19 protein-coding genes and 1 riboswitch are annotated in these 21,390 nt (G+C 36.0%); of the genes, 13 read left to right on the top strand and 6 right to left on the bottom strand.

Features of this window, described 5'->3' with window-relative positions; translation table 11 throughout:
- Positions 1–12: 12 nt before the first annotated feature.
- Entirely contained in the window at positions 13–930 is a 918-nt protein-coding gene (ku, locus tag BK579_RS18380; protein ID WP_078547971.1) for a non-homologous end joining protein Ku, read from the bottom strand.
- Between the two features lie 149 nt (positions 931–1,079).
- Between ku and BK579_RS18375 the strand changes: the two genes are divergently transcribed.
- From BK579_RS18375 to BK579_RS18360, 4 genes are all read left to right on the top strand, one after another.
- Complete coding sequence (locus BK579_RS18375) at positions 1,080–1,712, top strand: DedA family protein (protein WP_078547969.1); 633 nt, start codon at positions 1,080–1,082, stop codon at positions 1,710–1,712.
- 55 nt (positions 1,713–1,767) lie between these two features.
- Positions 1,768–1,868, top strand: a riboswitch (yybP-ykoY riboswitch).
- An 82-nt stretch (positions 1,869–1,950) separates the two neighbouring features.
- Complete coding sequence (locus tag BK579_RS18370) at positions 1,951–2,751, top strand: TerC family protein (protein WP_078547967.1); 801 nt, start codon at positions 1,951–1,953, stop codon at positions 2,749–2,751.
- Positions 2,752–4,336: 1,585 nt separating this feature from the next.
- A complete protein-coding gene (gene sigI, locus BK579_RS18365) occupies positions 4,337–5,077 on the top strand; it encodes an RNA polymerase sigma factor SigI (RefSeq protein ID WP_078547965.1) in 741 nt (246 codons plus the stop codon).
- Positions 5,074–6,222 carry an anti-sigma factor domain-containing protein gene (locus BK579_RS18360; protein ID WP_078547963.1) on the top strand — a complete coding sequence of 383 codons (1,149 nt, stop codon included), beginning with the start codon at positions 5,074–5,076 and terminating at the stop codon, positions 6,220–6,222. The genes sigI and BK579_RS18360 overlap by 4 nt, the downstream gene beginning before the upstream one ends.
- Before the next feature lie 58 nt (positions 6,223–6,280).
- On the opposite strand, the gene BK579_RS18355 is transcribed toward BK579_RS18360, so the two are convergent.
- Positions 6,281–6,472 carry an alpha/beta-type small acid-soluble spore protein gene (locus tag BK579_RS18355; protein ID WP_078547961.1) on the bottom strand — a complete coding sequence of 64 codons (192 nt, stop codon included), beginning with the start codon at positions 6,470–6,472 and terminating at the stop codon, positions 6,281–6,283.
- A gap of 296 nt (positions 6,473–6,768) precedes the next feature.
- The gene (gene corA / locus BK579_RS18350; RefSeq protein WP_078547959.1) at positions 6,769–7,710 is read right to left on the bottom strand and encodes a magnesium/cobalt transporter CorA; all 942 of its coding nucleotides are present in this window, start codon (positions 7,708–7,710) and stop codon (positions 6,769–6,771) included.
- Between the two features lie 95 nt (positions 7,711–7,805).
- Between corA and BK579_RS18345 the strand changes: the two genes are divergently transcribed.
- Positions 7,806–8,366 (top strand): DNA-3-methyladenine glycosylase I, encoded by a 561-nt coding sequence (locus BK579_RS18345; protein WP_078550675.1) that lies wholly within the window; start codon positions 7,806–7,808, stop codon positions 8,364–8,366.
- 19 nt (positions 8,367–8,385) lie between these two features.
- Here BK579_RS18345 and BK579_RS18340 read toward each other — a convergent pair whose 3' ends face one another.
- Positions 8,386–9,096, bottom strand: coding sequence for a DUF1836 domain-containing protein (locus tag BK579_RS18340; RefSeq protein WP_078547957.1), 711 nt, complete (start codon positions 9,094–9,096; stop codon positions 8,386–8,388).
- A 152-nt stretch (positions 9,097–9,248) separates the two neighbouring features.
- On the opposite strand from BK579_RS18340, the gene htpX reads away from it, so the two are divergent.
- From htpX to BK579_RS18320, 4 genes are all read left to right on the top strand, one after another.
- Positions 9,249–10,127 (top strand): protease HtpX, encoded by an 879-nt coding sequence (gene htpX, locus BK579_RS18335; RefSeq protein ID WP_078547955.1) that lies wholly within the window; start codon positions 9,249–9,251, stop codon positions 10,125–10,127.
- A 190-nt stretch (positions 10,128–10,317) separates the two neighbouring features.
- A complete protein-coding gene (locus tag BK579_RS18330; protein WP_078547953.1) occupies positions 10,318–11,670 on the top strand; it encodes a TrkH family potassium uptake protein in 1,353 nt (450 codons plus the stop codon).
- Positions 11,671–11,976: 306 nt separating this feature from the next.
- Positions 11,977–13,230, top strand: coding sequence for a bacillibactin exporter BcbE (locus BK579_RS18325; protein WP_078547951.1), 1,254 nt, complete (start codon positions 11,977–11,979; stop codon positions 13,228–13,230).
- A gap of 5 nt (positions 13,231–13,235) precedes the next feature.
- The gene (locus BK579_RS18320) at positions 13,236–14,372 is read left to right on the top strand and encodes a zinc-dependent alcohol dehydrogenase (RefSeq protein ID WP_078547949.1); all 1,137 of its coding nucleotides are present in this window, start codon (positions 13,236–13,238) and stop codon (positions 14,370–14,372) included.
- Between the two features lie 247 nt (positions 14,373–14,619).
- On the opposite strand, the gene BK579_RS18315 is transcribed toward BK579_RS18320, so the two are convergent.
- Positions 14,620–14,976, bottom strand: coding sequence for a DUF3905 domain-containing protein (locus tag BK579_RS18315; RefSeq protein WP_078547947.1), 357 nt, complete (start codon positions 14,974–14,976; stop codon positions 14,620–14,622).
- 178 nt (positions 14,977–15,154) lie between these two features.
- On the opposite strand from BK579_RS18315, the gene BK579_RS25755 reads away from it, so the two are divergent.
- The 3 genes from BK579_RS25755 to BK579_RS25745 are packed head-to-tail and all read left to right on the top strand — an operon-like array spanning position 15,155 to position 15,610.
- Positions 15,155–15,301: a hypothetical protein gene (locus tag BK579_RS25755; RefSeq protein ID WP_169891182.1), complete on the top strand. Its 147-nt coding sequence runs from the start codon at positions 15,155–15,157 to the stop codon at positions 15,299–15,301.
- Between the two features lies 1 nt (position 15,302).
- Positions 15,303–15,458 carry a hypothetical protein gene (locus tag BK579_RS25750; RefSeq protein WP_169891181.1) on the top strand — a complete coding sequence of 52 codons (156 nt, stop codon included), beginning with the start codon at positions 15,303–15,305 and terminating at the stop codon, positions 15,456–15,458.
- Positions 15,458–15,610 carry a hypothetical protein gene (locus BK579_RS25745; RefSeq protein WP_169891180.1) on the top strand — a complete coding sequence of 51 codons (153 nt, stop codon included), beginning with the start codon at positions 15,458–15,460 and terminating at the stop codon, positions 15,608–15,610. Before BK579_RS25750 ends, BK579_RS25745 begins: the two co-directional genes overlap by 1 nt.
- Here BK579_RS25745 and BK579_RS18310 read toward each other — a convergent pair whose 3' ends face one another.
- The gene (locus BK579_RS18310) at positions 15,611–17,383 is read right to left on the bottom strand and encodes a B12-binding domain-containing radical SAM protein (protein WP_078547945.1); all 1,773 of its coding nucleotides are present in this window, start codon (positions 17,381–17,383) and stop codon (positions 15,611–15,613) included. It lies immediately after the preceding gene.
- A gap of 2,155 nt (positions 17,384–19,538) precedes the next feature.
- Here BK579_RS18310 and BK579_RS18305 point away from each other — a divergent pair.
- Positions 19,539–21,332, top strand: coding sequence for a methyl-accepting chemotaxis protein (locus tag BK579_RS18305; RefSeq protein WP_078547943.1), 1,794 nt, complete (start codon positions 19,539–19,541; stop codon positions 21,330–21,332).
- Positions 21,333–21,390: the final 58 nt, after the last annotated feature.

Below are 21,390 nucleotides of genomic sequence, written 5' to 3'. Positions count from 1 at the left end.
CCCTACACAATTTTATCCCCCTACCTTTTTACGAGTTGTTCTTACTTTAGGGGCAGTTGTCTCTTTTGCTATTGGTTCTGCATTAGGTGTAGGCTCTTTTACTGCTGCAGGTTGCTTGGTAGTTGCTTTTCTTTTAGTTCCTGTTGTACCATCGTTCGCTTTGGTCCGTTCAATACTAGCTTGAAGGGCGCTCATTAAATCAACAACATTCGAGCGTGGAGCGGTTTCCACAGGAGTCGTTCCTTCATTGTTATTTACCTTAGATTGAATTAAATCAAGAAGAGCTGTACGATAATCATCCTTATATTTTTCTGGTTCAAATTCGGTTGAAAGTTGATCGATTAACATTATTGCTGTTTCGAGTTCTTTTTCATTAATATCAACATTTTCAGGAACTGCAGGTACCTCTGCAACATTCCGCACTTCATCAGGATAATGGATGGTTTCCATTACAAGTGAATTTTTATATACACGTATAATTGCCATTTGCTGTTTAGAGCGAATCGTTATTTCTGCTATCCCAATTTTCCCTGATTTCTTTAATGCTTCTCTTAACAGTCCATATGCTTTAACTCCATTTTCACCAGGGCCCATAAAATAAGAACGACTAAAATAGATTGGGTCAATATCTTCTAAATTGACAAAGTCCACAATCTCAACACTTTTATCTTCATGCTCGTCCTTTAATTCCTTTAATTCATCGTCGGTAAGGATAATAAATTTCCCCTTAACATACTCATAACCTTTGACGATATCATCATTTGATATATCCTTTTCACAATGAGAGCATATTTTCTCATATTGAATAGGTGTATGGCATTCTTTGTGTAGGTTTCGTAATTTTACATCTTTGTCCTCTGTGGCAGCAAAAAGTTTGATAGGTATATTAACTAATCCGAAGCTTATCGAGCCTTTCCACATTGTATGCATATTTCGTACACTCCTTATCAAAATTGTGTTATCTTAGTTTTACCAATGAAGGATTCTCACATAATGGTAATGAAATCCAACTAGTGTTTTAAGTAAACATTTGGTATTGTATAGTAAAAATGTTCTTTTTTGAATGGTGAGGAGTTTATATGGAAGAATTTATTTTAAATCTTATTGAGACATTTAAGCAGTTTTCGTATCTTGGTATTTTACTCGCACTAACCATTGAATTTGTACCTGCAGAAGTGATACTACCGTTAGCAGGATACTGGGTCTACCAGGGTGATATGAACTTATGGTTAGTTGTTTTAGCAGGAACCATTGGTGGTACAACAGGACCGTTAACTTTATACGCTTTGGGTCGCTACGCTGGAAGACCATTTATCTTAAAATATGGTCGTTACTTCTTTATTAAAGAAAAGCAACTAGAAAAGGCAGATGCCTTTTTTGAAAAATATGGCGCAAGTGTTGCTTTTACCGCCAGGTTCTTACCAGGTGTAAGAACGATCATTTCAATTCCTTGTGGTATGGCGAAAATGAATGTAATAACCTTTAGCGTTTATACTTTTCTTGCAATGTTTCCAATTACATTTTTATATGTATATCTTGGATTTTTACTCGGTCCTAAGTGGGAACAAGTAGGTTCTTTAGCTAAACAATACCTATTACCAGCAGGAGCACTAATAGCAATAGTTTTAATAATGGTCCACCTTATAAAAAAAAATAAAAAAGTAAAAGAGGAATCCGTGCCATTAGATACGTTTACGTCAAGGAAAAAATAATTGACAAATTATCCCTAGTTCAATTATAATGTTACTAACGTAAATAAGAAGTTCTTCCATGTTCAAAGGGGAGTAGCGTTCGGAGTAATCCGAAAACAAAGTCGTCATTCCATGGATTAATCTCCATCGGCTTTGTTGGCACGTTCGTTTGTGCTTAGCAAGACCTTTGCCTAGAGGCAAAGGTTTTTTTGCGTTTGTAGTAGAACAGAGCAGAAAAAAGATAGGGGAGAAATTTAAAATGGATGTATCAATTCTTTTGGAGTATGGCTGGGTATTACTTATTCTAATCGCCTTAGAAGGAATACTAGCAGCAGATAATGCCCTTGTTATGGCAATTATGGTAAAACACTTACCTGAAGAAAAGCGAAAAAAGGCTTTATTTTACGGTTTAGCAGGAGCATTTGTTTTTAGATTTGGATCATTATTCGCTATATCGTTTTTAGTAAATCTATGGCAGGTTCAGGCAATTGGTGCTATTTATCTATTATTTATTGCTATTAATCACTTACTGAAGAAGTTTTTATCAAAGAGAGTCAATCCAGATGTTGTTGTTAAAGAAAAGAAATCATCGGGCTTTTGGATGACTGTATTCAAAGTTGAGCTTGCAGACATTGCGTTTGCAGTTGATTCAATCCTCGCAGCTGTGGCACTAGCGGTGACACTTCCTGCTACAACTCTACCAAAAATCGGTGGGCTAGATGGAGGACAATTTATGGTTATTTTTGCTGGAGGTCTTATTGGATTGATTATCATGAGATTTGCAGCAAGCCAATTTGTAAAGTTATTACATCGTAAGCCAGGACTTGAGACAGCAGCTTTTCTTATCGTAGGTTGGGTTGGGGTCAAGTTAGCAGTATATACATTATCACACCATGAACTTGGTGTTTTATCTGAAAGTTTTCCAAAATCTCCAGAGTGGAAAATTACATTCTGGGTTATATTGATAGCTATTGCAGTTGGTGGATGGTTTTTATCAAAAGAAACTGCAGAAGAGGTTCAAGAAACAGAAACAGAACTGAAAAAAGTAGAAAATCATTAATATTAACTTTAAAAACTCCTAAACTAGGAGTTTTTTTGTTAAAGAAAATGCCAGCTTCTAGTGGGAAACTAAAATTCTACAGTTGTTAGATAGAAACAAACTTTAAGTAATCTCTCTTACTCACCTAGTGTGGAATAAGCCGAGAGCCACTTGACGCCGCGGGATTGCGGTCTGCTGGAGACCCGTGGGAACAAAAAAGCGACGAGGGAGGCTCACTAACCGCCCCGAAAAGCAAGTGAATCGCAACGAGTAACTTTTTAACCCTAGGTATTTTCAACGCAGACTGCATGGTAATTAAATTCGCACATGTAGTTAAAAAAGGGTTTGCTTAATAATTGGGTATAATGGTCGGGATTTAGATGATTCCAGTGGTTTTAATATAGTTGCCAAGTAAATCAAAACGGAAGTGATCATAGGCGCTTAATGATTCATTTTGTGAAGCGAAAACAAGGAGGAAGTGAATTATAGGCCTTCTATGATTCAGTTGCCGAAGCGAGAATAAGGAGGAACTAAATTATAGGCCTTCTATGATTCATTTGCTGAAGCGAGAACAAGGAAGAACTAAATCATAGGCTCTTAATGATTCAGTTGCTGAAGAGAAAACAAGGAGGAACTAAATCATAGGCCTTCTATGAGTCAGTTGCCGAAGCGAAGACAAGGAGGAAGTGAATCATAGGCCTTCTATGATTCAGTTGCCGAAGAGAAAACAAGGAGGAACTAAATCATAGGCCTTCTATGAGTCAGTTGCCGAAGCGAAGACAAGGAGGAAGTGAATCATAGGCCTTCTATGATTCAGTTGCTGAAGCGAAAACAAGGAGGAAGTGAATCATAGGCCTTCTATGAGTCAGTTGCTGAAGCGAAAACAAGGAGGAAGTGAATCATAGGCCTTCTATGAGTCAGTTGCCGAAGCGAGAACAAGGAAGAACTAAATCATAGGCTCTTAATGATTCAGCTGCTGAAGCGAAAACAAGGAGGAACTAAATCAAGTGGATCGCAACACATGAAACTCCACTACCAAAGTAATTTTCAGGGTAGACAACCATGCTAAATAAGTATTTCGCACCATGGAGGATGAAAAATTATACTTAGCTTAGTGTCTAGCTCCAGGCGCTATCGGCTCTCAGGTCTAAGTCAATCCACCCTAGAAGGTTAAAAAGCAACCTTCTAGCCGGCTCGTCTTATGCCTGTCGCCGATGAACGAGCGCCTTCCGCATTTCTTTTTTCAGGGTAGACAACCATGCTAAATAAGTATTTCGCACCATGGTGTATGAAAAAATGTTTCCTCCTCAATGTGGAATGAGCGGAGAGCCACTTGACTCCTGCGGGATCCAGTGGTCTCGTGAGACCCCGCAGAAGCCCGCCCCTGGCGACGAGGAGGCTCACGGACCACCCCGCGGAAAGCAAGTGGATCGCAGCTCATGGAACTCCCCAACCAAGTAATTTTCAGGGTAGACAACCACTAATAATTGCTCATGTTAATTGAAAGTAAATACCAATGTGAAAAATATAAGAAAAAATTACTATTGAGCCCCCCTCAAAAAAACGGTACGATGTACGAATGATATTATAGAATTGAGGTGAAACCGTGCTAAGTTTATTATTTAAGCTTGGGAGAACCAAGAACACGCTAGAAACTACTGTTCTACAAATACAACAAGGTGATAAAGATTTGCAAAATGATTTTATTGAGAAATACAAACCATTTATCGCGAAATCAGTTTCGTCTGTGTGTAAAAGGTTTATCAGTGAACAGGATGATGAGTTTAGCATAGGTCTAATCGCTTTTAACGAAGCAATTGAAAAATATTCTGCTGATAAGGGTAGTTCTTTATTAACTTTTGCAGACCTGTTAATAAAACGAAGAGTAATTGATTTCATACGTAAAGAATCTAGAAATAAAACTTTAAGAATCGATTTTTCAGACAATGATGATGAGAATTTTTATGCGAAAGTTGAAGCGAAACAATCCATTGAGCAATACCAAAATTCAATTGATACTGAAAAGAGGAAAGAAGAAATCCTTCGATTTCATCAGCTATTAACTGAATTTGGGCTCTCGTTTAATGAAATAGTTAACCATTCCCCTAAACATGTTGATGCTCGTCAAAACGCTCTCAAAATCGCTAAAATCATTGCTGAAGATGAAGCTTTAAAAACAACTTTATTTGAAAAGAAACAATTACCAGTAAAAAAATTAGAGAAAATAGTAGAAGTTAGCCGTAAAACGATAGAAAGAAATCGAAAATATATTATAGGTATGACATTAATATTTTCCGAAGACTTTGAATACCTAAAAGACTATATAAAGGGGGTGTTACCTGAGTGAAAAAAGGAATAGTTATGAGTGTTGAGGATGAGTTTTGTACAGTCTTGACTCCCGATGGTGAGTTTTTGAAAGCAAGAAACCGAGCAAATGTCAGTCTTGGAGAGGAATTTTACTTTTATCCTATTGAAGAAATTGAAACAAAAAAGCCATCTTTTTGGAGTCGTGTTAAAAAGAAAAATGTGATTATTTATTCTACAAGTGTTCTCGCGGCAGTCCTCTTATTTATCTCTTTTTTACCAATGATGCTTACATCTAATAAGGTCTATGCGTATGTATCAATTGATATTAATCCAAGCGTAGAAATTGGAATTAATGAACATCTTGATGTTATAAGCCTTGTAGCGATGAATGACGATGGTACAAAGCTGTTAAATAATTTTGCTGATTGGAAAAATAAGCATATTGATACTGTAACTGAGGCAATCATTGAAAAAAGTATGCAAGATGGATTTCTAGATCATGATACTAAAGAAGTTCTGATTACTACAATAGTTAATGGCAATGAAACTAAGGCAAGCAGTAAAATTGACCAAGAACTAGAAGATTTAAGTGAGCAATATGAGAAGGGTAAACAAATTATTGTAACGACTGAAAAAAGTAATCTTGAGGTGCGCGAAAAAGCAAGATCGCAGGGGATATCCACAGGTAAGTTGATTCAGTTGGAAAAACAAAAAGAAAAAGAGTTGAAGAATACGGTAGATACCGTACCGGATACCTCTAAGGCTGAAAAGAATATTGTGCCGGCTGAAATAACAACAACAACTAAAACAATAGATGATGAAAAAGAAAAGATTAATAAAAGTAATCGAAACAAGAAAAGTGTAAATGATGAAAATAATAATGGTAAGAACAATAGGCTGGAAAATCAAAAACATAACAATGGGAAAAGTAACAAAGAAAACAAGAATAATAGTAATGAATCAAATGGGAAAAACAAAGTTGCTAGTGACGAAAAGAAGAAAAATAATGCTTTAAATCGTAGTAATGGAAAAAAGAAGGAAGAAGTTAAAAAGAAGTCTTCGGAGTTAGACCACTTAAAATCACCACGGGAAAGACTAGAACAAAGACTAAAGAATCTGCCTGGTAATGGTAGAGGTAACAGTAATGGCAATGGTCACAGTAACGGTAGGGATAAAAACAACTAATAGCTAAGCCGAAGGTCAATACCTTCGGCTCTTTCCATATATATTCAGTTGTGTAAAATTACTCGCCTTTTAATTGAGATTGCGCTTGAGCTACTAAGCGTTTTGTAATTTCTCCACCAACAGATCCATTTGCACGTGATACTGTATCTGATCCAAGTTTCACACCGAATTCTTGGGCAATTTCATACTTAATTTGATCTAAAGCTTGTTCAATACCAGGAACAAGTAATTTATTACTATTGTTTGCCATTATACTCATCTCCTTGTTTTTATTTTGTTTCATAATTAGTATAAGGAGAAAGTAAAATTCCATACTGGAAATGGATGTATTTGAAGTAAGGATTTAGGATTTTAAGAGAACTTAATTTAAGTTATAGATATCATCTCCCTGAAAGTAACCTAGATAGTGGAGTTTCATGTGCTGCGATCCACTTGCGGGATACCACGGACGTCCGTAAGCCTCGTCGCTCATCGTTTTTGGCACCAGCGGGTCTCCCGAAACGCTAGATCCAAAGGGGGCGAGTAGCTCCGCTCGCGATTGGTTAACTAAAACCAGCCTTTTCGTTTAAACCAGATAAACATGGCAATAGAGGTACAAGTCATTATGGCTAGTGCTCCTAGATAACCGTATCGCCAATTAAGTTCCGGCATATAATTAAAATTCATCCCGTAAATACCTGCGATAAATGTTAATGGTGCAAATATGGATGTAATAATGGTTAAGATTCGGACGATTTTATTGGTTTGATGAGAATTTATTGAGATATAGCTATCCCTAATATCAGATGTGATTTCACGATTAGACGTGATCATCTCAGATAGTTTTAATAAATGGTCATATATATCACCAAAGTACTCTTTTCGTTTTTCAATTCCATCTAAGTGATGCGAATTTATCATTCTGTATAATAAATCTCTCATAGGATCAACTGTGTGTCTCATCGTTAATAAATCATGTCTTGTATCGAACAGTTGATCCAATAGCAAATCCATCTTATCTTCATGATTATTCTCAATTTTATCGAGTCGATCTTCTATTTGATATAATACCACAAAATAGTGATCCACAATTTTATCTAGAATATGGTAAAACACTGTAAATTCATTCCACTTCTCAATGTTCTGCCTCTTGATAATTTTGTTCCATATATCATTTAGTTCTTTAGAATCCTCAAAATGAAATGTAACGATGAAACCATCACCAATAAAAAAGTTTAGTTCTTCCTTTGTTAAACTCTTAGTTAAGATGTGAGTTACAAAGAAGGTATAATCTTCATAATAATCGAGCTTTGGACGTTGTAAACCATGTGTGCAATCTTCTATAGCTAATGGATGGAACCTAAATACAGTATCAAGGTAATCTATTTCCTGATTTGTAGGTTTATTGAAATCAATCCAGCACCATCTATAAGATGAGGAATCAAATTCATTTAGCGGTATATTTGAAATGACCTCTTGTTGATGAGTAATTCCTATAACTTGTATCATGAAAAACTCCTTATACTATTTAAACGAATATAAGGATTATTCTTTCCGTTTTATATAAAATTAACATATATAATAAAAAAGTGGGGTGAGAGATGGTGAATAGATGTCAGTGGGTAAATAGTGATCCTTTATATATCAAATATCATGACCAGGAGTGGGGAGTTCCTGTATTTGATGACCGATTACTTTTTGAATACATAACTCTTGAAGGAGCACAAGCGGGGTTAAGTTGGTTTACAATTCTAAAAAAACGAGAAAATTACCGCCAGGCATTTGACCAATTCGATATAGAAAAAATCTGTCATTATGATGATGAGAAGGTGAACCAGCTATTGCAAAATAGTGGGATTGTTCGCCATCGATTAAAAATAAGTTCCGTAATTACAAATGCTAAAGCTGCAATGGATGTAAAAACAGAATTTGGATCATTTAGTAGATATATTTGGTCTTTTGTTGATGGACAACCAATCATTAATTTTTTTGAGAATCAGAATGAAGTACCAACTTCTACTGAAATTAGTAACGCCATGAGCAGGGATTTAAAAAAGAGAGGCTTTAAGTTTGTTGGTACAACCATTTGTTATTCGTTCATGCAGGCAGTTGGGCTGGTCAATGATCATGTCACAACATGTGACTTTAAGCATAAAGATTTGTAGGAGCATTAACCAACCCAGATTAAAGTATCGTTTTGCGAAGATAGAGTCTAGCTTTAGACTGGTAACACGAAGTGAAGATTGCCATTACAGCAAGAGACAAGAGATTTTTAACTGTTTCTTTGTTTGAATGATCAATATTAGCACTATTTATAAATTGTAGTGCTCTTTCCTCAATAACAGTTTCAAGTCTTTCAATTTGATCAGATTGATAAATCTCTTTAAAGATATCAGAGTACCCTTTATAAAACATAACAGGATCTATGATGTCATCTGTTCGATCAATTGGATTATTGAATACTAATGTTAAGACCTTCCGAATGGATTCAAAATCTAAGACCATCTTTAAGTCTTCTACTATAAATAAAATAGCCGCTTGATCAATCGAGTATTTTTTGCCGAGCATTGGGGGCCCAATAAGTTCTTTAATATCTCTTTTCACCCAGTTTTGGATAGCTGTTGATGTGACTTTGGCAAATTCTAATAAGTTTCCTAGGTGCGCGATATCATTGATCGAAAGTCCAGCAGATTCCGGCTTTAGGCGTCCAACTTTTGCTAAAACAGGAGGTAGGTTTGAAAGAGAGAAAGACGTGAATCCTGATCCTAGATGTTTCTTTTGTAAATTAGTTTCCCATGCAGTTTTTAATGTTTCGATTGGAGACTGCTCTGTGTTTTCCCTGAGAGTAATTAATAGTTCAACAAGCGTACTCCTTGAAAGTTCAAATGTACCCATTATTCACCTCGAAAGTTCTAGTTCCCTCTATCGTATCTATTATCAAAAAACTCGTCAATATCTCAAGTGAGTTTGTTCAAAATTAATTGCTTTTTGATAGTGAAAACCTTATAATAAGTTCATATGAACTTAAAATAAAGTGGAGGTCAATGATGGGGAAAAGGATATTTTTATTAATTGCAACTAATATATTAGTCATGGTTACAATTGGGATTGTATTATCAATACTTCCAATTGGAAATTATATACAGGATGGCCAAATTCAATTCACCTCACTTTTAGCTTTTAGTGCAGTAGTTGGTTTTACTGGTGCATTTATGTCATTAGCTATGTCTCGTTGGATGGCAAAAATGATGATGGGTGTTAAGGTACTTAAGGAAGATGGACCATTATCTCCAATGGAACGTCAACTTGTTGAAAAAGTCCACAGACTTTCTCGAGCAGCTGGGATTACCAAGATGCCAGAGGTCGGGATTTATAATTCTCCTGAAGTAAATGCCTTTGCAACAGGTCCTTCAAAAAACAGATCATTAGTTGCTGTTTCTGCAGGACTTCTACAAACAATGGATGACGATGCAGTAGAAGGTGTTTTAGCTCACGAAGTAGCACATATTGCAAACGGTGATATGGTAACAATGACCCTTTTACAAGGAGTAGTTAATACTTTTGTTGTATTCTTTGCTCGTATTGCTGCATGGATTGTATCAAGATTTGCAAGAGAAGATTTAGCGCCAATCGTCCATTTTATCGCGATAATTGTTTTCCAAATAGCATTTTCAATACTTGGAAGTCTTGTTGTATTGGCTTACTCACGATACCGTGAATTCCATGCGGATAACGGCGGGGCTGATCTAGCCGGTAAAGATAAGATGATTCATGCATTAAGGTCTCTTCAGAACTATACAAATCGTGTTGATGGAGAACAGGCGTCACTTGCAACATTAAAAATTAACAATAAAAAAGGTACGAATCTGTTATTTTCAAGTCACCCTGACTTAAATGAGCGTATTCGTCGTCTAGAAGCAAAATAAATAATAGCAAATACCCCTATATTTTCTGATAGGGGTATTTTTATTCATTATATTAGTTATAAACATCATAAATTATTAATTAATGTAAAAACTACCTTTATATTTTTAAACTTTTTTTATATGATATACAAGTACGTTTAATAATACTACAATAGTTTTGAAAGTAGTAATAGTTAGGAATGAGATTCACATGTGGTCTAAATTCATATATTTTTTACATAAATTAACCCCAGCTCAGTTAATTGTTACATTCTACTTTATTGCTGTTACTGTATCAGTCATTTTGCTAAGCCTTCCTGTTGCACATAGGGAGGGTGTAGAGCTTTCTTTCATAAACGCTCTATTTACTGCAGTAAGTGCTGTTAGTGTAACAGGGTTAACGGTAGTTTCAACTGCGGATACATTCAGTGTAACTGGTATTTTTTTGTTAGCCTTTGTTCTCCAATTTGGTGGAATCGGGGTTATGACATTGGGGACATTCATTTGGCTAGTGATGGGGAGAAAGATTGGCCTTAGGGAACGTAAATTAATCATGGTCGATCAAAATCAAACAAGCTTATCTGGTTTAGTAAACTTATTAAGACATATTCTTGTCATTATTATTGTAATTGAATTAAGTGGCGCTTTTATATTAGGTACCTATTTCTTAAACTATTACCCAACTTGGCAAGAAGCCTATCTTCATGGTTTTTTCGCTTCAGTTAGTGCAACTACCAATGGTGGTTTTGATATTACAGGGCAATCACTAATTCCATATGCCAATGATTACTTTGTTCAATTTGTGACAATCCTGCTTATTACACTTGGTGCTATTGGCTTTCCTGTGTTAATAGAAGTGAAGGATTTTTTACTGAATAAAAAAAATCAGCGTTATCGCTTTTCACTTTTCACAAAATTAACAACTTTAACGTTTATGCTACTAATTATTTTTGGAACATTAATCATAGGAATATTGGAGTTTAACCACTTTTTTCAGGGGAAATCATTCATAGAGTCCTTCTTTTATGCGCTATTCCAATCTGTGACCACTAGAAGTGGTGGGTTAGCGACGATGAATATTAGCGATTTTACAAACCCTACCCTTCTAGTTATCTGTGGTTTAATGTTTATAGGCGCCTCACCTAGTTCGGTTGGTGGAGGAATAAGAACAACAACCTTTGCCTTGAATATCTTATTTTTATTTCACTTTGCAAGAGGAAAGAAAAATATAAAAATCTTTAAACGAGAATTGCTAGAAGAGGATGTTATAAAATCTCTTGTAGTTACAATGATGGCGATGTTATTGTGTTTTACTTCGTTGATTATTTTGTCAATAACAGAGCCATTTTCATTAATAGAGATTCTATTTGAAGTATGCTCAGCATTCGGGACCACTGGTTTATCGATGGGAATAACTCCATACCTTAGCGACATAGGAAAATTTGTCATCATGTTTCTTATGTTTGTTGGAAGGATTGGGATTTTATCATTTTTATTCTTAATTAGTAAAAAAGCAGCGGATCCAAATTATCATTATCCAAAAGAGCGAGTCATTATCGGTTAACTATAATAAATTCGTAAAAAGCACTGACATCTCAGTGCTTTTTTATTTTTAGAGCGGAAGTTGTTACCTAAATAAGAATATACATATCCTTACATATATATGGCACACTAACTAAGTGGAAAGACTACTCAAATGTCTAATCGTTGATAAGGCTATTTCTGTATGTGTCTTTAAAATCACTATGAACAAAGTAAAGCGCTCTTCCGTGTTCTGGAAGAACTAGTGATTTTTCTTGTAAAATAGACAATTACATCAATCTTACAGAAAAGAGCCTTTGATAATAATTAATTGATAAGGAATGGATGTATGGAGTACTCTAAAAAGCTTTCTTATAACAAACAAAAAGAAAAAGAACATAAAGCTTCCGGGAAAAGCTGGGCAATTGTTTCTATTGCTTCAATTCCATTAGTAATGACCCTAGGAAACTCCATGTTAATACCTGTTTTACCAACATTTGAAAAGGAGCTAGGGATCTCAGCTTTTCAATCAAGTATGATTATTACTGTTTACTCGATTGTTGCCATCATACTTATTCCGATTGCTGGCTATTTATCAGATCGAATCGGGAGGAAAAAAGTAATTATCCCCAGTCTAATTATTGCTGCAATTGGGGGATTGGTCGCTGGTTGGGCATCATGGAAGATTGAAGATGCATACTTCATGGTGTTAGTAGGGAGAGTCTTACAAGGAGTCGGAGCAGCAGGTTCCTTTCCAATCGTTCTTCCACTAGTTGGAGATCTATTTAAAAGTGATAAGGAAGTATCCAGTAGTTTAGGGGTAATAGAAACCTCGAATACGTTTGGAAAGGTTCTTTCTCCTATATTAGGAGCATTTTTAGCTGGACTCGTCTGGTTTTTACCTTTTTTAGCATTTCCAGCTTTTTGTTTAATTTCAATTTTTATGATGTCTTTTCTTGTAAAACCCCCAAAAAAGACAGAAGCACAATCTTTCAAGGTATTTTTATTCAACATTAAATCAATCTTTAAGGAAAAAGGAAGATGGATTTATGGAATTTTTATCGTAGGCTGTATTTTAATGTATGTTCTTTTTGGCGTGTTATTTTACCTCTCTAGTATGTTAGAAGATAAATACGGGATTCACGGAGTAAAAAAAGGTTTAATTTTAGCCATTCCTCTTGGTGCGCTTTGTCTTTCTTCTTACATTACAGGGAAAAAAATCAGCAAAAATAAGCCATTGATGAAATGGATTTCATTTGCTGGAATAGTTATAGTAGCTGTTTCGGTGTTTACTATTAGTTTTTCAACTAATTTATGGTTTTTGTTATCTATTTTCTTTCTGTGTGGAGTGGGGATAGGTGTTAGTTTACCATGCCTCGATGCTCTTTTAACAGAAGGTATTGAAAAGGAAGAACGTGGAACAATAACATCAATCTATAGTTCCATGAGATTCGTTGGAGTCGCTTTGGGTCCACCTGTTTTTGCAATTTTGATGAAAAAATCTGATTTAATGATGTTTTACTCAACCACTGCAGTTTGTATAATTGCAGCAATTATTTCGTTATTTGCGATAAAACCAAAGCAAAAAAGCACGAAGGGATGAATTTGATGAAAGCTGTTACCTACCAAGGAATGAAAAATGTAAAAGTAAAGGAGGTCCCAGAGCCAAGTATTCAGGAACGTGAAGATGTGATTGTAAGAATAACAAGCACTGCGATATGTGGATCCGATCTTCATTTAATACATGGAATGATGCCCAATATGCCTAAGGATTATATTATCGGACATGAACCAATGGGGATTGTGGAAGAGGTTGGGCCAGATGTAACGAAGGTAAAAAAGGGTGACCGCGTCATCGTTCCATTCAATGTATCTTGTGGACAATGCTGGTTTTGCCAACATGAGTTAGAAAGTCAGTGTGATAACTCGAATCCTCATGGAGATGCAGGGGCCTATTTTGGTTACTCAGAAACTTTTGGAGGATATCCAGGTGGACAAGCTGACTATTTACGGGTTCCTTATGGAAATTTCACACCATTTTTAGTACCGCAGGATTGTGAGCTTGAAGATGAGAAGATCCTATTTTTATCCGACATTATCCCTACTGCGTACTGGGGAGTTGATAATGCAGGTGTGAAGCAAGGGGATACAGTTATTGTTTTGGGTTGTGGTCCTGTTGGGCTATTAACACAAAAGTTTGCCTGGTTAAAGGGAGCTAAAAGAGTCATTGCTGTTGATTATATCGGTTATCGCTTGGAACATGCACGAAAAGTAAATAACGTAGAAGTATATGATTTTACAAAAATAGAACACTGTGGAGAATACTTAAAGGAGATTACCCAAGGCGGGGCAGATGTGGTTATAGACTGTGTAGGTCTAGATGGGAAAATGACTGTTGTGGAAATGGTTGAATCTGCGCTAAAGCTTCAAGGTGGGGCAATGGGTGCAATTGTCCTTGGAGCACAATGTGTTCGAAAAGGTGGAACGCTACAGCTAGTCGGGGTTTATGGCACAAGATATAATCAATTTCCTCTAGGGGATTTATTCGCACGGAATGTTACCTTAAAAATGGGGCAAGCACCAATCATTCACTATCTACCGGAATTGTATAAAATGATTGTTGATGAGAAATTTGATCCTACTGATATTATTACTCATCAAATCCCTTTAGAAAAAGCCGCATATGGATATGAGATTTTTGATGAAAAAAAGGAAGATTGTATAAAGGTAATTTTAAAGCCATAGCTATCCCCTATTTTGGGGGTTTTTTGAATTTTCTTCAATGACTTGTAGTGCGAGCGGTAGATAGGAATATCGTCAAACTACGGTATTAATGAGGTCAACCAAAATTCAGTGGGAGTAGTTCCAATTATTCTTTTTAGCATGGGAAAAGACAATGGAGAGGAAATCTGGAATTAAATAGAAAACATCCGGCTGGAATGATGAAAAATTCAGCCGGATGTTCGAAATGTAAGTTTTTTGCTTTAACCCATCAATCGGTACTCTTAGAGACATCCTTTGTAGGATGCATAAATGGTACTCCTTGTGGGACTTGTTTTTGTTCTAATAAGTCTCTATTTTCACTTGTATTCCACCCGATATCATTTGTAGGATGAACCCATTCATCCCCAGCCATAACTGAAGGGTCGACTTCCTCACTCCAATTATTTAATGGTGATTGTGGTGAATCATAATAGCTATCTCCTATTACTACACCATGTTCATTAATAAAAGGTTTTTCCATCTTAATACCAGTACCTTTAAAGGAAGGCGCATTAATTTGATGTGGTTGAGTTTCATCTAAAATTGGAGAATCAACTGATTGACTAGTTTTGTTCTTCTTTGTCATTCCATCACCCCTTTTTTAGTCTTAGCTTTAGTATCAACGGCTGTGTAATTATTATGAGTATGAGTTCAAACACTTTGCTCTTATATATGAAAAAAGGATTAAATTATAAAGAATGGACCTTTAGAAAATAGAGCAAAATAAGACTGAAAATTAAGCACTACAAAAGTGAGGAAATGAAATGGAACAAGAAGAATTTCCAGTAGCACATTTATCACCAGCTGAACTAGAATTTGTCAAACAAACTGAAGAGCGTTTGCGTTCGAAAACAGGTGAAGAAATAGTTTTAATTGCATATAAACATGAAGATGAAAGGAATGATAATTAATATGAAAAGAAAAGTAAAGAAAGATGCAGCAAGAAAAACCGCTTTTACACCAACTGAGAGTTTACCGGATACTGAATTTTCTGCAGAGGCTACTGCTGAGGAGCCGATTAAAGGAGCTAACCGAAATTCGAAAAAAGGAAATAGTACGGGCGAATAATGGCTAAAAAAAATTTATCAGTTAATGAAGAATTTGGCCATGAAATGGGAGACTATAATTCAGCTAAAATAATCGATTTATTAGTTAAAACGCCTGATAATAAAGACAATAAAGTAAATACTGAAGATAATAAAAAAAAGCACAGAACTTAATTAGTTCTGTGCTTTTACTAAATAATCAATATAGGATTTTTCATTAAAGAATTTTGCTTTGTGGTCAATTGGATCAAAGTAAATAATCGTATCTGTTTTGACTTGTAGTATTAAACCAGTTTGGATGTAATGATTCAAATCAAACGGGAGCTCTTCTACAATCGTATGCTTATATAAATCCTTTTCAGTTAAGGACAGGTTGATAAATTCTGACCCAAGAACAGAAGGGGTTGAACTAATTCTTTGATATACCTCTGTCCTTTTTTGTTTTGTCATAAAATCATCCCACCAAGGTTTACGGGGCTTGTACTTCTGATGAAGGAAGTAATCATACTTCATTAATCCTTCAATCATTTCGATATCTTTCACTTGCTTAGATTCAAGGAATAAAAGCAATCTTGTAAATAAATCTTCAAGTTGATGTCCTATTCTAGACCATCCCTGTTGATCCCAGTAAGTTCCAAATTCTTGGAAGAAGTCAAAAGGGGTTGTGAATACGTGTGAAACTAGATATTCAACGGTATGATTCATACGATGATCATTCCAATATTTTTCTAACACATCCTCAACTTGTTTAATTCTTGTAATATCATCAAAAGATAATACATTATTCCCCAGAATTTCATATGGAGAATGGTCCATATATACATAGTTGTGTTGATCAGCACGAAGTCTTAAGCCAGTCCCACGAAGCATTTTGAGAAAACCTAACTGTAATTCTTCGGGTCTCATTTCAAACACTTCATTGAAGGTGTTTTTGAATGAATCATAATCTTCCTCAGGCAAACCTGCTATTAAGTCTAAATGTTGATCAATTTTACCACCATCTTTAACCATTGTAACAGTACGCTGAAGCTTGCTGAAATTTTGTTTTCTCATGACGAGTTCATTTGTTGCATCATTTGTAGACTGAACACCAATCTCAAATCTAAATAATCCTTGAGGTGCTTGTTCATTTAAAAATTGAATCACCTCAGGGCGCATAATGTCTGCTGTAATTTCAAATTGAAACACTGTTCCGGGTTGATGTTCATCAATCAGGAATTGAAACATCTCCATTGCATAGCTTCTACTAATATTAAAGGTGCGATCTACAAATTTGATCGTTTTGGCGCCATTTTGCATTAAATAACGAATATCTTCTTTCACTCTATCGCGGTCAAAATACCGAACACCAACTTCTATTGATGAAAGGCAAAATTGACAACTAAACGGGCAGCCACGACTTGTTTCTATATAAGTGACACGTTTTGAAAGCTGTTTTTTATCTTCTTCAAAACGAAAAGGTGATGGTAATTCTTTTAAATCAAGTTTGTTTCGTTGTGGGTTAATTGTTACAGAATTATCTGCATGATATCCAATTCCACTCACCTTTTTATATTCGTGCTCACCTGATAACTCAGTTAATAACTGTTTAAACGTTTCTTCTCCCTCACCGATTACAATGAAATCCACTTCAGGTAGACGCTCTAACCACTCTCTTACATCATAAGAAACTTCCGGACCACCTAGGACAATCGTGATGTTCGAATCTATTTTCTTGAGCATTTTCACGATTTTTATTGTTTCTTCGATATTCCATATATAACAGCTAAACCCAATAACATCTGGTCTTTTACTGTATAGATCTGTCACGATATTCATAGCAGGATCTTTAATTGTATATTCAGCTAACTCAATATCAAATTCAGGTGCAGCATAAGCCTTTAAAAAACGAATTGATAAGCTAGTATGAATATATTTTGCATTTAGTGTACTTGCAATAACTTTCAAGGTGAATCTCCTTTCTTATAACAAAACCAATTGGTGAATTTAAATTTTATTTCCATTGTGAGTGTCAAACAAGTAGGTTTTGGCTTAAGGATTAAGTCCCTTCTTGACCGTATCTGTTGATAATTATAAAAATGAGCCTAACTAATTAAGTTTATCACATTATTAGCTAAAAAAAAGGTTTCTTATACGTGGAAAAACATTGAAATGATCAATATCTCTATTAAACCTTATAGTCTACCCTGAAAAAAGAAATGCTGAAGGCGCTCGTTCATCGGCGACAGGCATAAGACGAGCCGGCTAGAAGGTTGCTTTTTAACCTTCTTGCCGGATTGACTTATGACCCCGAGCCGATAGCGCCTGAAGCTAGACACTAAGCTAAGTATAGTTTTTCATACTCCATGGTGCTAATTTTAATTAGCATGGGTGTCTACCCTGAAAATACCTTTGGTTGTGGAGTTCCATGAGCTGCGATCCACTTGCTTTCCGCGGGGTGGTCCGTGAGCCTCCTCGTCGCCAGGGGCTCAGCTCCTGCGGGGTCTCACGAGACCACGGGATTCCGCAGGAGTCAAGTGGCTCTCCGCTCATTCCACACTGAGGAGGAAACATTTTTTCATACACCATGGTCCGAATATTTCATTAGCATTGGGGTCTGCCCTGAAAATACATAGGTAGAAGATTCATTCGCTGCAGTTCACTCGCTTTCCGCGGGGCGTGCGGTGAGCCTCCTCGTCGCTCTTTGGCTCCTGCGGGGTCTCACTTTGCCCGCTGCATCCCGCAGGAATCGAGTGACCTTCCGCTCATTCCAATTAGAGGAGCAAGTTTCATCCTCCATGGTGTGAATATTTAAATTTGCATGGATGTCTACCCTGAAAATCCCTAGGTCGGAGAGTCCCAATTCCCTTACTAATGCCTAAAGCCTAACAAAGGGAATGAAAAGCATTGTCTCATTCCCTTTCTCATGCCAAAAGCTCAACAAAGGGAATAAAAAGCATTGTTTCATTCCCTTTCTCATGCCAAAAGCTCAACAAACGGAATGAAAAGCGTTGTTTCATTCCCTTTCTCATGCCAAAAGCTCAACAAAGGGAATAAAAAGCATTGTTTCATTCCCTTTCTCATGCCAAGAGCTCAAGAAAGGAAATGAAAAGCGTTGTTTCATACCCTTTCTCATGCCAAAAGCTCAACAAGGGAATGGAAGATATTCGAGACCGAAAAAATCAGTAGTTGTCTATTTGCTCTCCCTCCACACTGAGGGCACAAAACATTTTAATCCTCCATGGTGCTAATTCTAATTAGCATGGGTGTCTACCCTGAAAATAACTTTGGTTGTGGAGTTCCTGAGCTGCGATCCAATTGCTTTCCGCGGGGTGGTCCGTGAGCCTCCTCGTCGCCAGGGGCTCAGCTCCTGCGGGGTCTCACGAGACCACTGGATCCCGCAGGAGTCAAGTGGCTCTCCGCTCATTCCACACTTAGTAAGTACCTGTTTTCATTCTCCATGGTGCGAAATACATATTTAGAATGGATGTCTACCCTGAAAAACGAAAAGCGGAAGGCGCTCGATCATCGGCGACAGGCATAAGGCGAGACTACTAGAAGGTTGTTCTTTAACCTTCTAGCAGGATTGACTTATGACCCCGAGCCGATAGCGCCTGGAGCTAGACACTAAGCTAAGTATAATTTTTCATACTCCATGGTGCTAATTTTAATTAGCATTGATGTCTACCCTGAAATAACTGTGGTTAACGAGTTCCATTTACTGCGATAAACTCGCTCGATACCGTGGATGTTCCTGAGCCTCGTTTGAAGGTCCTACGGTTGTCACGACACCGATACATCCTCCAGTATCTTGTCACCCATTTCTTATTATTGTTTAGCTTAGTCTAGAGAAAAATAGACTCTATCTTTCGATATGGGTCTTTAGAACTATACTTTTCGTATTTATCAAACAAATGTTTAATTTTTTTTAAAGAATAGTAGAAAATATCAAAATATATACCGATAATAAGGAAAAGATTCTAATTAACATAGATAACTATTTTATAATTGTGCAGAAAGGTTGAATGGTTTTTGGTGAAATTATTCCAAAAATTCACAATAGTTCTATCTTCTTGATATTGAGCCATTATAATACAGTTACAAAATTTTAGGGGGCCAGAACATGAAATCGGCGTTAAATTGGGTCAAAAGATTGAGCTTTAAAAAAAGGGAGAGTAAAAAGAAGGATAATAATATTCTTAACCTTTTATCACAATTGAAAGGATGGAAAAATTTAAAGATTGGGCAAAAATATGGACTTGCGTTTACCCTCACAAGCATCTTATTTGCAATATCTGCGATTGTTATCTTCTTTCAACTTTCAAATGTTCAAAATGAAATGAAAAACGTTGAGCAAGATGGAAAAAATGCAATTATTATTACTGAAATGACTTCAACCTTTGAACAATTAGGTAGTGAAATACGCCTGTTCATCCAAACAAATAATGTTAGGCATTTAAATGCTTTCGAAGAGAAAAGATTACAATTTGAACAGCTTTCAGATCAAGTTCGACCAGCGATGTCTTCGGATTTATTAAAAAGCTACTTTAGAACTGTTACTAGTAACGAACAAGCACTTGTTACTTTATTTAATGAATCAGTAGTACCTTCAGTAAAAGCGTCACAAAAATTAGAAAGTATGAGTTATTCAGCTCAAGCAGATGATTTAATCTCAGTCAATGTTGGAATTCTAGATGAGTTAAGAAAAGCACTTCAAGAGCATAGTGACCAATCAATTAATGATGCATCTACTAGTATAACAACTACTGTGACTATTTTAATTGCTTCGATTGTGATTTCAGCTATTCTTGGTGCATTAGTAATGTTATTTATTGGCCGTCAAATTGGTCAACAGTTCAATATATTAATTGATGTATCAAATAATATTGCCAATGGTAATCTAAATGTCGATGAAATTGATGCAAGTGGAAAAGATGAAATTAGCTCTTTAAGCAATTCAATAAATATGATGCGTGAAAGCTTACAATCTATGATTCAGGAAATTTCAGCTGTATCAAATCAAGTTACCGAAAAAAGTGAGATTTTAACAGTATCTTCAAATGAGGTAAAAGCTGCTAGTCAACAAGTTGCATCGACTATGCAAGAACTTGCAACAGGTTCAGAGGAACAAGCAAATACTGCAAATCATCTTGCGGAATTAATGGAAACTTTCACAAATCGAATTCAAACGGCAAATAGTAATGGACAAGATATAAATGATTCATCCCTTCTTGTGTTAGAAATGACACAAAAAGGAAATGAATATATGAATGCATCAACAAACCAAATGAATAAGATTAACGAAATTATGAAGTCTTCAGTTGATAAAGTGAATGGTTTAGACTCGCAAACAAAGCAAATTTCAACACTAGTAAAAGTCATTCAAGATATTGCAGCTCAGACTAATCTTCTTGCGTTAAATGCAGCAATTGAAGCTGCGAGAGCAGGGGATCATGGTAGAGGCTTTGCAGTTGTAGCTGATGAAGTGCGTAAATTAGCAGTTCAAGTAGCTGATTCTGTATCTGATATTACAGAGATAGTAGGTAGCATTCAAACTGAATCTAAAAACGTGGCGGAATCGTTGCAGATAGGGTATAAGGAAGTAGAATTAGGAACTCAACAAATAGATGTGACAAGTCAGACTTTCAAAGATATTAATTCAGATGTAACTAGAATGGTGGAAAATATTAAGGGAATCTCTGAACACCTCTTTGATGTTACAGAAAGAACCATTGAAATCAATACTTCAATTGAAAATATCGCTTCAGTTTCTGAAGAATCTGCTGCAGGAATTGAACAAACATCGGCTTCTGTACAACAAACGAATAGTTCAATGGAACAAATTTCAGATCATGCAGAGACGTTATCTGAACTGGCTGGACAATTGAATAACATGATTTTAAAGTTTAAACTATAATATTGTTTATTATGAGAAAAAGTCAGGGCTACCCATATTAGGTGGTACCTGACTTTTT

It is taken from the genome of Litchfieldia alkalitelluris, from assembly GCF_002019645.1.
Taxonomy (GTDB): Bacteria; Bacillota; Bacilli; order Bacillales; family Bacillaceae_L; genus Litchfieldia; species Litchfieldia alkalitelluris.
This window is presented reverse-complemented; position numbering and strand designations above follow the sequence as displayed.